At 57.4% G+C, this 12,445-nt stretch carries 10 protein-coding genes; 7 read left to right on the top strand and 3 right to left on the bottom strand.

Features of this window, described 5'->3' with window-relative positions; all coding sequences use genetic code 11:
* Positions 1 to 117: 117 nt before the first annotated feature.
* The 3 genes from AC3WOK_RS00825 (at position 118) to hcr (ending at position 3,793) form a co-directional block, all read left to right on the top strand.
* Positions 118 to 1,017, top strand: a complete 900-nt coding sequence (locus AC3WOK_RS00825) for a LysO family transporter (RefSeq protein WP_492353770.1) — start codon at positions 118 to 120, stop codon at positions 1,015 to 1,017.
* 144 nt (positions 1,018 to 1,161) lie between these two features.
* The gene (gene hcp / locus AC3WOK_RS00820; protein ID WP_492353769.1) at positions 1,162 to 2,814 is read left to right on the top strand and encodes a hydroxylamine reductase; all 1,653 of its coding nucleotides are present in this window, start codon (positions 1,162 to 1,164) and stop codon (positions 2,812 to 2,814) included.
* Positions 2,815 to 2,824: 10 nt separating this feature from the next.
* Positions 2,825 to 3,793 (top strand): NADH oxidoreductase, encoded by a 969-nt coding sequence (hcr, locus tag AC3WOK_RS00815; protein WP_492353768.1) that lies wholly within the window; start codon positions 2,825 to 2,827, stop codon positions 3,791 to 3,793.
* 97 nt (positions 3,794 to 3,890) lie between these two features.
* Here the strand turns inward: hcr and AC3WOK_RS00810 are convergent, their stop codons facing one another.
* The gene (locus tag AC3WOK_RS00810; protein ID WP_447855341.1) at positions 3,891 to 4,325 is read right to left on the bottom strand and encodes a DoxX family protein; all 435 of its coding nucleotides are present in this window, start codon (positions 4,323 to 4,325) and stop codon (positions 3,891 to 3,893) included.
* A 151-nt stretch (positions 4,326 to 4,476) separates the two neighbouring features.
* Here AC3WOK_RS00810 and poxB point away from each other — a divergent pair, with 151 nt between their 5' ends.
* The 4 genes from poxB to AC3WOK_RS00790 all read left to right on the top strand — a co-directional run bounded on the left by poxB (position 4,477) and on the right by AC3WOK_RS00790 (position 9,904).
* Positions 4,477 to 6,195: a ubiquinone-dependent pyruvate dehydrogenase gene (gene poxB, locus AC3WOK_RS00805; protein WP_492353767.1), complete on the top strand. Its 1,719-nt coding sequence runs from the start codon at positions 4,477 to 4,479 to the stop codon at positions 6,193 to 6,195.
* Positions 6,196 to 6,349: 154 nt separating this feature from the next.
* Positions 6,350 to 7,351, top strand: coding sequence for a low-specificity L-threonine aldolase (gene ltaE / locus AC3WOK_RS00800; protein ID WP_492353766.1), 1,002 nt, complete (start codon positions 6,350 to 6,352; stop codon positions 7,349 to 7,351).
* 10 nt (positions 7,352 to 7,361) lie between these two features.
* Positions 7,362 to 8,798 (top strand): SDR family oxidoreductase, encoded by a 1,437-nt coding sequence (locus AC3WOK_RS00795; protein ID WP_492353765.1) that lies wholly within the window; start codon positions 7,362 to 7,364, stop codon positions 8,796 to 8,798.
* Positions 8,799 to 8,890: 92 nt separating this feature from the next.
* Positions 8,891 to 9,904, top strand: a complete 1,014-nt coding sequence (locus AC3WOK_RS00790) for a 3-beta-hydroxysteroid dehydrogenase (RefSeq protein WP_048339046.1) — start codon at positions 8,891 to 8,893, stop codon at positions 9,902 to 9,904.
* Positions 9,905 to 10,049: 145 nt separating this feature from the next.
* Here the strand turns inward: AC3WOK_RS00790 and AC3WOK_RS00785 are convergent, their stop codons facing one another.
* Positions 10,050 to 11,834 carry a glycoside hydrolase family 19 protein gene (locus tag AC3WOK_RS00785; RefSeq protein ID WP_492353764.1) on the bottom strand — a complete coding sequence of 595 codons (1,785 nt, stop codon included), beginning with the start codon at positions 11,832 to 11,834 and terminating at the stop codon, positions 10,050 to 10,052.
* A 136-nt stretch (positions 11,835 to 11,970) separates the two neighbouring features.
* Positions 11,971 to 12,423: a type III secretion system invasion protein IagB gene (iagB, locus tag AC3WOK_RS00780; RefSeq protein WP_325826843.1), complete on the bottom strand. Its 453-nt coding sequence runs from the start codon at positions 12,421 to 12,423 to the stop codon at positions 11,971 to 11,973.
* Positions 12,424 to 12,445 lie beyond the last annotated feature (22 nt).

The raw sequence follows: 12,445 nt of genomic DNA, 5'->3' as shown, positions 1-12,445 counted from the left end.
CTTGTAGGCCGGGTAAGGCGTAGCCGCCACCCGGCTTTTTTATTGCCGCTTTACTGAACAGCCTTTATTGGGTAGTGTCTCTGGCGCTCAACAGATACTCAAAAGGACCGGCTGTTCATGTTTTCAGGACTCCTCATTATTCTGCTGCCCCTGATTGTGGGCTATCTCATCCCGCTGCGTCAGGAATCGGCATTACGGTTAATCAACCGTTTTCTCAGCTGGATTGTTTACGTCATTCTTTTTTTTATGGGGATAAGCCTGGCCTTCCTGGATAATCTGGCGACCAATCTGCTGGCGATCCTGCATTATTCTGTCGTCACCGTTGCGGTTATTTTGCTGTGTAATATTGCCGCACTCTTCTGGCTTGAGCGCACTATTCCGTGGAAAAATCACCATCATCAGGAAAAACTCCCTTCACGAATTGCAATGGCGCTGGAATCATTAAAACTGTGCGGCGTCGTGCTGCTGGGTTTTCTTCTTGGGCTGACCGGCTGGGCGTTTTTACAGCACGCTACGGAGGCCAGCGAATATACCCTGATCTTCCTGCTGTTCCTGATTGGTATCCAGCTGCGAAATAATGGCATGACGCTGAAACAAATTGTCCTGAACCGTCGGGGAATGATGGTTGCCGTTATCGTTGTCGCCAGCTCCATGGTGGCAGGGGTCATTAATGCCTTTGTGCTCGACCTGCCCCTGAAAACCGGGCTGGCCATGGCATCAGGTTTTGGCTGGTACTCCCTCTCCGGTATTCTGCTGACCGAATCTTTCGGCCCGGTGATTGGCAGCACCGCCTTCTTTAACGATCTGGCGCGCGAGCTGATTGCCATCATGCTGATCCCGGGGCTGGTTCGCCGCAGCCGTTCCACCGCGCTGGGTCTGTGCGGCGCGACGTCGATGGACTTTACCCTGCCGGTATTACAGCGTTCAGGTGGCCTGGAGATGGTGCCCGCCGCTATCGTTCACGGCTTTATTTTAAGCCTGCTGGTTCCCGTTCTGATGGCCTTCTTCTCTGCCTGATACTTCTTTGGCGGTAGCGAACCTGCCGCCAAAATTGCGCTAAATCAATCTCCCTCTATTTTGTGGCAGAAAGCCCTTTTCACCGTTCCGGCACGAGCATAACCTTAAACATGTATATTAAATATAACTTTAACAGGTGTGATTATGTTTTGTGTGCAATGTGAACAAACTATCCGTACTCCGGCAGGCAATGGCTGCTCTTACGCACAGGGTATGTGCGGCAAAACCGCAGAAACATCTGACCTGCAGGACCTGCTGATTGCAGCCCTGCAAGGCCTTTCCGCATGGGCATTCAAAGCCCGCGAATACGGCATCGTCGACCACTACGTTGACAGCTTCGCCCCGCGCGCATTTTTCTCCACGCTGACTAACGTCAACTTCGATTCCCCGCGCATCGTCGGGTATGCCCGTGAGGCTATCGCCCTGCGTGAAGCGCTGAAAGCACAGTGCATGAAGGCGGATGCCGGCGCGCGCGTGGAAAATCCGATGTCAGAACTCCAGCTGGTGAGCGACGATCTGGGCGACCTGCAGCGTCAGGCGGCAGACTTCACCCCAAACAAAGACAAAGCGGCAATTGGCGAGAACATTCTCGGCCTGCGCCTGTTGTGCCTGTACGGCCTGAAAGGCGCCGCGGCCTATATGGAGCACGCGCACGTTCTGGGTCAGTACGACAATGAAATTTACGCGCAGTACCACAAAATCATGGCGTGGCTGGGGACCTGGCCTGCCGATATGAACGCGCTGCTGGAATGCTCAATGGAAATCGGCCAGATGAACTTCCGCGTGATGAGCATTCTGGATGCCGGTGAAACCAGCACCTACGGTCACCCAACGCCAACCCAGGTCAACGTCAAAGCGACCGAAGGTAAATGCATTCTGATCTCCGGTCATGACCTGAAAGATCTCTACAACCTGCTGAAGCAAACCGAAGGCACCGGCGTTAACGTCTATACCCACGGTGAAATGCTGCCGGCGCACGGTTACCCGGAGCTGCGTAAGTTTAAGCATCTGATCGGTAACTACGGCAGCGGCTGGCAGAACCAGCAGGTCGAGTTTGCCCGCTTCCCTGGCCCTATCGTGATGACATCCAACTGCATCATCGACCCTACCGTCGGCGCGTACGATGACCGCATCTGGACCCGCAGCATCGTTGGCTGGCCGGGCGTGAGCCACCTCGAAGGTGACGATTTCGGTCCGGTAATTGCGCAGGCGCAGCAGATGGCAGGCTTCCCGTACAGCGAGATCCCGCACCTCATCACCGTGGGCTTCGGTCGTGAAACCCTGCTCGGCGCCGCAGATTCGCTGATTGACCTCGTCAGCCGTGAAAAGCTGCGCCACATCTTCCTGATCGGCGGCTGCGACGGCGCGCGCGGCGAGCGGAACTACTTCACCGATTTCGCCACCCGCGTGCCGGAAGACTGCCTGATCCTGACGCTTGCGTGCGGTAAATACCGCTTCAACAAGCTGGACTTCGGCAACATCGAAGGCCTGCCGCGCCTGGTGGATGCCGGTCAGTGTAACGATGCTTACTCGGCCATCATTCTTGCCGTTACCCTCGCGGAAAAACTGGGCTGCGGCGTAAACGATCTGCCGCTGTCGCTGGTGCTGTCATGGTTTGAGCAGAAAGCGATTGTCATCCTGCTGACCCTGCTCTCGCTGGGCGTGACCAACATCGTGACCGGCCCGACGGCGCCTGGCTTCCTGACGCCGGATCTGCTGGCCGTGCTGAATGAAAAATTCGGCCTGCGTTCCGTGACCAACGTTGAAGATGATATGAAGCAGCTGCTGAGCGCGTAAGGAGTTATTCATGACCATGCCAACCTCACAATGTCCGTGGCGGATGCAGGTTCACCACATCCATCAGGAGACGCCGGATGTGTGGACGCTGTCGCTGCTATGCCACGACTATTACCCGTACCGCGCGGGCCAGTATGCGCTGGTTAGCATCCGCAACGCGGCGGACACCCTGCGCGCCTACACGATCTCCTCAACGCCGGGCGTGAGCGAGTACATCACGCTCACCGTCCGCCGTATTGATGACGGCGCAGGCTCGCAGTGGCTGACCCGGGACGTGAAGCGCGGGGATTATATCTGGCTGTCCGACGCCCAGGGCGATTTCACCTGTGACGACAAAACCGAAGATAAGTTCCTGCTGCTGGCGGCGGGCTGTGGCGTGACGCCGATTATGTCGATGCGCCGCTGGCTGGCTAAAAACCGCCCTCAGGCCGACGTGCAGGTGATATTCAGCGTTCGCTCTCCGGAGGACGTGATTTTTGCCGATGAATGGCGCAACTATCCGGTGACGCTGGTAGCAGAACACAACGCGACGCACGGTTTTGTCGCGGGGCGTCTGAGCCGCGAGCTGCTGCAAAGCGTGCCGGATATCGCGAACCGTACCGTGATGACCTGCGGCCCGGCGCCGTACATGGCTATCGTGGAAGAGGAAGTGAAAGCGCTCGGCGTGACCCGCTTCTTCAAAGAGCAGTTCTTCACGCCGGTAGCGGAAGCGGCAACCAGCGGGATTCAGTTTACCAGGCTGCAGCCCGCGCAGACCTTCTTTGGCCGCGTCGGGACCACGCTGCTGGACGTGCTGGAAAGTAACAAGGTGCCGGTGGTAGCAGCCTGCCGTGCAGGCGTCTGCGGTTGCTGTAAGACGAAAGTGGTCTCCGGTGACTACACCGTCACCAGCACCATGACGCTGACGGATGCGGAAATTGCCGAGGGTTATGTGCTGGCGTGCTCATGTCATCCGCAGGGGGATCTGGTCCTCGCATAAACGATAAACGTTAAATGTTCGATCGTAGGCCCGGTAAGCGTCAGCGCCACCGGGCTTTTTGTCGGGTGGCACTACGTTTACCCGACCCACAACAACCCTATCGCCACGCAGGACCTTTCCCCACCGCGTACCGCCCTGCCCCTAAAAACGCCACGGCCAGCGAGCCGATAAAGAAGTACACCAGGCTTTCAATCGCCCACGCCCCCACGGCATCGAGCGCAAAGGTTTTGCCCGTGCCCACCATCAGCCATGCCACGATCATCGTAAAGGCCAGCACCAGCGCCGCCGGGCGCGTAAAGAGGCCGACAATAATCAGCACGGGTGCCACCACTTCGCCAATCAACACCCCGTAGGCGATAAACCCCGGCAAGCCTTTTTCCACCAGCATGCCGCTGATAAATCCCACGCCGCCGAATAGCTTGTGTAAACCGTGAAACAGCATCAGCCCGCCGACGGCAACTCGTAACAAGAGTTTGCCGAGATCGTCGCACGATAGCTTTTCATTAACAGCAGTTAACAATGATTTAACCATTTGAAATAATTCCTGTTTTTACCCAATGTTCAGCCAGATTATGCTGAAGAGTAGTCTTTGAAAACCACCTTTTAATGAGGGGGTAAAGCGGGCAAGACAGAGACTTTCTTCTAAGCTTGTAAGCGATATCACAAAAAGGAGATGGACACCCATGAAACAAACCGTGGCTGCATACATAGCGAAGACCCTCGAACAGGCAGGCGTAAAACGTATCTGGGGCGTAACCGGCGATTCCCTTAACGGACTGAGCGACAGCCTCAACAAGATGAAAACCATTGAATGGATGCCGACCCGTCATGAAGAGGTCGCCGCCTTTGCCGCCGGTGCCGAAGCGCAGCTCACGGGTGAACTGGCCGTCTGCGCCGGGTCCTGCGGGCCGGGCAACCTGCATCTGATCAACGGTCTGTTCGACTGCCACCGCAATCACGTGCCGGTGCTGGCGATTGCCGCCCATATTCCCTCTTCCGAAATCGGCAGCGGCTATTTTCAGGAGACGCATCCGCAGGAGCTGTTCCGTGAATGCAGCCACTACTGCGAGCTGGTTTCATCCCCGGAGCAGATCCCGCAGGTGCTGGCAATCGCCATGCGTAAGGCGGTGCTGAACCGCGGCGTTTCCGTGGTCGTTATCCCGGGCGACGTGGCCCTCAAGGCTGCGCCTGAAGGGGCCAGCACGCACTGGTACCACGCGCCGCAGCCGGTGGTTACGCCTGCCGAAGAAGAGCTGAAAAAGCTGGCGCAGCTGCTGCGCTACTCCAGCAATATCGCCCTGATGTGCGGCAGCGGCTGTGCAGGCGCGCACAAGGAACTGCTTGAATTTGCCGGCAAGCTGAAATCCCCGATTGTTCATGCCCTGCGCGGCAAAGAGCACGTCGAGTACGACAACCCCTATGACGTGGGCATGACCGGGCTGATCGGTTTTTCCAGCGGTTTCCACACCATGATGAACGCCGACACGCTGATCCTGCTCGGCACCCAGTTCCCGTATCGTCCGTTCTATCCGGCGGATGCCAAAATCATTCAGATTGATATCAACCCGGCCAGCATCGGGGCGCACAGCAAGGTCGATATGGCGCTGGTGGGCGACATCAAATCCACCCTTGCCGCCCTGCTGCCGCTGCTGGAGGAGAAAACGGACCGCACGTTCCTTGATAAGGCATTGAACGACTATCGCGATGCCCGCAAGGGGCTGGACGATCTCGCCAAACCGAGCGACAAAGCCATTCACCCGCAGTACCTGGCCCAGCAGATCAGCCATTTTGCTGACGACGATGCCATCTTTACCTGCGACGTGGGCACGCCAACCGTCTGGGCGGCGCGCTATCTGAAGATGAACGGCAAACGCCGCCTGCTCGGCTCGTTCAACCACGGCTCGATGGCTAACGCCATGCCGCAGGCGCTGGGGGCAAAAGCGACGGCTCCAGAGCGTCAGGTAGTGGCGATGTGCGGCGACGGCGGGTTCAGCATGCTGATGGGAGATTTCCTGTCGGTCGTACAAATGAAGCTGCCGCTCAAAATCGTGGTCTTTAACAACAGCGTACTGGGCTTTGTGGCGATGGAGATGAAGGCCGGCGGCTATCTGACGGACGGCACCGAGCTGCACGACACTAACTTCGCACGCATCGCAGAGGCCTGCGGCATCACCGGTATCCGCGTTGAAAAAGCGTCCGAGGTGGATGAAGCCCTGCAGCGCGCCTTCTCCATTGACGGTCCGGTGCTGGTGGATGTCGTCGTCGCCAAAGAGGAGCTGGCGATCCCACCGCAGATCAAGCTGGAGCAGGCCAAAGGCTTTAGCCTCTATATGCTGCGCGCGATCATCAGCGGCCGCGGCGATGAGGTGATCGAACTGGCAAAAACCAACTGGCTCAGGTAAAAATATCCTTTTAAAGCCATACGCAAAACCATTCATGTCGCATCAAGGCGGCAAGCCCGAAAATCCCCAGGAGCATAGATAACTATGTGACTGGGGTTTGAGGACGAAGCCAACGCCGAGGCGGCGTGAAGGGTGAAGCGTATAAGGATATGACATGATTGATTTACGTAGTGATACCGTTACCCGCCCGAGTCGCGCCATGCTTGAAGAGATGATGGCCGCCCCGGTCGGGGATGACGTCTACGGTGACGATCCGACGGTAAACGAACTGCAGCACTATGCCGCAGAGCTCAGCGGTAAAGAGGCCGCCCTGTTCCTGCCCACCGGCACGCAGGCCAACCTGGTCGCGCTGCTCAGCCACTGCGAGCGCGGCGAAGAGTATATCGTCGGCCAGGGCGCGCATAACTATCTGTACGAAGCGGGCGGCGCGGCGGTACTCGGCAGCATTCAGCCGCAGCCGATCGACGCCGCGCCGGACGGCTCGCTTCCTCTCGACAAGGTCGCCGCAAAAATCAAAGCCGACGATATCCACTTCGCCCGCACCAGGCTGCTCAGCCTTGAAAACACCCACAACGGCAAAGTCCTGCCGCGCGAATACCTGAAAGCGGCGTGGGAGTTCACCCGCGAGCGCAAGCTCGGGCTGCACGTGGACGGCGCGCGCATCTTCAACGCCGTGGTGGCGTACGGCTGCGAGCTGAAAGAGATTACGCAATACTGTGACTCGTTCACCATCTGCCTGTCGAAAGGGCTGGGCACGCCCGTGGGTTCCCTGCTGGTCGGCAGTGCGGACTACATCAAGCGCGCCAACCGCTGGCGCAAGATGACCGGCGGCGGCATGCGCCAGGCCGGCATCCTGGCGGCGGCGGGTCTGTACGCCCTGAAGAATAACGTCACGCGTCTGCAAGACGATCACGACAACGCCGCGTGGATGGCGTCGCAGCTGCGAGAAATTGGCGCCGACGTGATGCGCCACGACACCAACATGCTATTCGTTCGCGTGGGCGATGACCACGCCGCTGCGCTTGGCGAATATATGAAAGCGCGTGGCGTACTGATCAACGCGTCACCCGTTGTGCGTCTGGTGATGCATCTCGACGTGAGCCGCGAACAGCTGGCGGACGTGGTGAAACACTGGCAGGCCTTTTTACAGCGTTAAGGAGCATCACGTGCCGCAGCGTATTCTGGTGCTTGGCGCCAGCGGATATATCGGTCAGCATCTGACCACGGCGTTAAGCCAGCAGGGACATCAGGTGCTGGCAGCGGCACGCAACACCGAGCGCCTGCAAAAGCAAAACCTGTCCGGCGTGACCTGCCACAACGTCGACCTCAACTGGCCAGTCGCGCTGCCAGCGCTGCTGGACGGGGTCGATACGCTTTACTACCTGGTCCACAGCATGGGTGAAGGCGGCGATTTTATCGCCCACGAGCGTCAGGTGGCGATGAACGTCCGCGATGCTCTGCTGCAAGTGCCGGTTAAGCAGGTGATTTTCCTAAGCTCGCTGCAGGCTCCCGAAAACGAGCAGTCCGACCATCTGCGCGCGCGCCAGCTGACCGCCGAGAACCTGCGCGGCGCGAACATTCCCGTCACCGAACTGCGCGCTGGCATTATCGTCGGCGCCGGGTCCGCCGCCTTCGAAGTGATGCGCGATATGGTCTACAACCTGCCGGTGCTCACGCCGCCGCGCTGGGTCCGCTCGCGCACCACACCGATTGCGCTGGAGAATCTCCTGCATTATCTGGTGGCATTACTGGATCATCCGGCGGAGCAGCACCGCGTGCTGGAGGCCGCCGGCCCGGAAGTGCTGAGCTACCAGGAGCAGTTCGAACACTTTATGCGCGTCAGCGGACGCCGACGCTGGCTGATCCCCATCCCCTTCCCAACCCGCTGGATTTCGGTGTGGTTTTTGAACGTCATTACGTCGGTGCCACCAACCACAGCAAAAGCGCTGATCCAGGGACTGAAACACGATCTGCTGGCGGACGATCGCGAGCTGCGGGCGCTCATTCCCCAGGATTTGATCCGCTTTGACGATGCCGTGCGCAACACGCTTAAAGAAGAAGAGCAGCTGGTGAACTCCAGCGACTGGGGTTACGACGCCCAGGCGTTTGCCCGCTGGCGGCCTGAGTACGGCTATTACCCGAAACAGGCGGGCTGCACGGTGGAAACCACGGCCAGCCTGGCCGCTCTGTGGGAGGTGGTGAACCAGATCGGCGGCAAAGAGCGTTATTTCTTCGGCAACCTGCTCTGGCAAACCCGCGGGGCGTTGGATCTGCTGGTGGGCCACCGGCTGGCAAAAGGCCGCCCTGCTCGTCCGTATCTTGAGGTGGGCGATGCGGTCGACAGCTGGAAGGTCATCATCGTCGAACCGGAAAAACAGCTGGCGCTACTGTTCGGCATGAAGGCCCCCGGGCTGGGCCGCCTTTGCTTTACCCTGAAAGACAAAGGCGATCGTCGTGAACTGGACGTCCGCGCATGGTGGCATCCGCACGGGATGCCCGGTCTGTTCTACTGGCTGTTCATGATCCCCGCGCACCTGTTTATCTTCCGCGGGATGGCAAAGCGGATTGCGCAACTTGCAGAACAAAAGACGGAAAAGATCTAAATAAAACTCTCTTTCTTTCACCTTTCCCATTGCATAGCGCCGTAATTCACGAAAGAATGCGCACGAAATTCTTTTCAACACAGTGGATTGATATGAAGGTACTGGTTACCGGGGCGACCAGCGGCTTAGGCCGAAATGCGGTCGAATTTCTGCGCAACAAGGGCATCAGCGTCAGAGCTACCGGTCGCAACGAAGCGATGGGGAAGCTGCTGCAAAAAATGGGCGCAGAGTTCGTCCATGCCGACCTGACGGAGCTGGTCTCCTCTCAGGCAAAAGTGATGCTCGCCGGTATCGATACGCTGTGGCACTGCTCCAGTTTCACCTCCCCGTGGGGTACCCAGGAAGCCTTCGATCTCGCCAACGTGCGGGCAACCCGCCGTCTGGGAGAGTGGGCCGTCGCCTGGGGCGTGCGTAACTTTATTCATATCTCGTCCCCGTCGCTCTATTTCGACTATCACCACCATCGTGACGTGCAGGAAGATTTCCGTCCTGCCCGTTTTGCCTGTGAGTTTGCCCGCAGCAAGGCGGCCAGCGAAGAGGTGATTGACCTGCTGGCGCAGTCGAACCCGCATACCCGCTTTACGGTACTGCGTCCGCAGAGCCTGTTCGGGCCGCACGACAAAGTGTTTATTCCCCGTCTGGCGCAGATGATGCACCACTACGGCAGCGTGCTGCTGCCGCGCGGCGGCGATGCCCTGGTGGATATGACCTATTACGAAAATGCGGTCCACGCCATGTGGCTGGCAAGCCAGACGGACTGCGATAAGCTGATTTCCGGTCGCGCCTACAACATCACCAACGGCGAGCCCTGCACGCTGCGCAGCATTGTGCAGCGCCTGATCGACGAGCTGCAGATTAACTGCCGTATCCGTTCGGTGCCTTATCCGATGCTGGATATGATCGCCCGCAGCATGGAGCGTTTTGGCAGTAAAACGGCCAAAGAGCCTGCGCTGACCCACTATGGGGTATCAAAGCTTAATTTTGATTTCACGCTGGATATTTCGCGCGCGGAGAATGAGCTGGGGTATAAGCCGATTGTGACGCTGGATGAAGGGATTGTACGCACGGCAGCGTGGCTGCGGGATCATGGGAAGTTGCATCGGTAAGCGCTCTGCCTCATGTAGGCCGGGTAAGCGCAGCGCCACCCGGCAAAAAACAGAACTCTGCGGCCTGATGCCCTCACCCCGGCCCTCTCCCACAGGGAGAGGGAGTAAAAACTAAAACGGCAACCTTTCGGTTGCCGTTTGCTGTTTATAATGCCGTCCAGGCTTCAGACCATGCCAGACCTGCGCCTGGTTCATAGTATGCCGGGGCGTTGTTACACCAGCCGCTGTACGGGAACGGTTTGCACTGGAACAGTTTACCGTGGTTGTTCACGATATCGCCTGCCTTGTACTTGCTGTTCGCGCTCCATGCTGCGTAATCGCCGGAAGTGCCTTCGTCCTGAGACGGGGTGGCTGCTTTGGCTTTTACGTTCAGCAGGTAGGTGGTGCTGTTGCTCAGCTCGCCATCGCTGACGGTCAGGCTCACTTCGTACTGCTGCGCTGTCGCCGCTTCTGGCGCGGTAAAGGTCACAACCGCTTTGTCATCGCCGGTGACGGTCTGGCCATCCTGGGAACGCCAGGTATAGGTCAGTTTGTTACCGTCTTCGTCGGTAGAACCTTCAGCGCTCAGAGAAACCTGCGCACCCGCTTCAACGGCACCGATTGGACCCGCAATCTGCGCCACTGGCGCATGGTTTACCGCTGCCGGGGTTTCGTCCGGCGTTGGTGCTGGCGTAACTGGAGTCTCATCCGGCTTGGTCGCTGAACCGTCGTCATTCACGATATTCACGTTATAGAACTTCTGTACACACTTGGTGTAATCGCCGTCTTTAAACGCGCTGAATGGCGTCTGGTAGCCCACCAGCTGGCAAGAGTAGGTTTTGCCGTCAGGCGTATCCGCGCTCCATCCCCAGTCCTGTTCCCAGTAGATCTTCAGTGCGCCCGCGCCGCCTTCATCGAACTGCTTCATGTTCGCACAGCCAAGCACTTCGTCAGCCGGAACAGGTACTTTCAGGTAGTTAGCAAACTCTTTGTAGTACTTGATACGGTTCTGAGACTGCGCAATTTCAGTCGGGCCACCGCACTCAACGCCGCCGTTGATGATCTGGGTGGTTACGCCGAAGCCAGGGACCAGGCCGTTGGCCTTGTCATGATCGTTCGGCTGCCAGGTGCCGTCGATAACCTGCAGCATGCTTGGTTTTGGCGGCTGTGGATAGGCGAAGAAGAAGATCGCACTCGCCAGGTTCAGCCAGGTGTCTGCCACCAGCTCGGGTTTTTCCAGCAGAACTTTAACGTCGCCGTACATCGCTTCGGAGAACGGACCGTAGTTATAGTTGTAGGACAGCTGCTTCGCGCCGCGGCCGAAGTAGCTCAGGAAATCACCGTCTTTGTCTTTACCGCACGGCCAGGTCTGACCCTGCCAGACGTCGGTATTACATTCGCCGTTATAGCCGCCCTTCTGGCCTTCGCTCCAGCCCATTTCGCGCACGTAGACCAGCGCCTGACGCCATTCGGCTTCCGGGCGCCAGCTTTCGTGGCCGCCGGTTTCCTGCGCAAAGTGGGCAAACATGGTTGCCAGCTCTTTACGGCAGATGGCGTCGCTGTCGCGGCCGTCTTTGTAGGTGTCGCACAGCGCCGGGAATTTACCCACCGCTTTCAGGAAGTTGCTGTAGCTGTAGTCCTTCGCACGCAGCGGGAACAGGTATTCCCAGTCGCTCTCTTTCAGGATCCCCTCAACGCGTTTAACGTTAACCGGGTTAGAGGCGCGGCCTGGCTCAATCTGCTCAACTGAAGCGTTGTCCAGCGTGCGGATGGTATCCTTCACGGACTGCATCAGGGGGAAATCAGTCAGCTCTTTTTCCTTTTTCGCCAGATCGCTGGCTTTCATGGTGTAAGGCTCGCTGCTTTCTGCCTTCAACATGGTGGCCTGAGCCATAACAGGTGCAATGCACGCACCCGCAATCAACACGCTCAGTAATGTCCTTTTATTCATTTCGGTTATTCCTGTTAATTCGATGGTTTAAAATAAAATCCCAGCTTATTTATTAATCCATTAATAAATAAACTCCAGACAGCTGTTTTTCACTTTCTGAAGCATACTTAACGGTACGCTTCAAAAAAGAAAAAACTCACCAGTCATTTCTTTCGCGTGCAACAGATTTTAATTGCTGATACTTCGCCCAGACTTTATGGGCATACACCATACGCTTTGGATAATTTTCTTTTTTAATCCCGGCGTTATAGGCGCCCACGGCTTCCCAGTTATATCCGTAGACGTTAATCATGCCTGACAGAATCGATGCGCCCACCATAATGGAGGTACAAGGTTCAGTCATCAGTCTACGTTCGCTGATACCGCGTCGTTCAAGCTCCGAAAAGTGCGAGCTGTTTATTTGCATTAATCCTACGTCATGCGTCCCGTCATGATTGGTCCCGACGGCGTAGGGATTCATTCCTGATTCCACATTCGCAATGGCATAAAGTAAATAAGGGTCAACATGATAATAATGCGCCGCTTTATCCCAGCAATTCGCCAATGCGCTTTGGCTTAATATTAATAACAGCAACAGTAAACGCTTCATTATTCACCTGCGGTGGTATTAC

This window comes from Enterobacter sp. FW301-JW81 (assembly GCF_058788735.1).
Note: the sequence above shows the minus strand (reverse complement) of the source record. Positions and strands in the feature narration are given on the sequence as shown.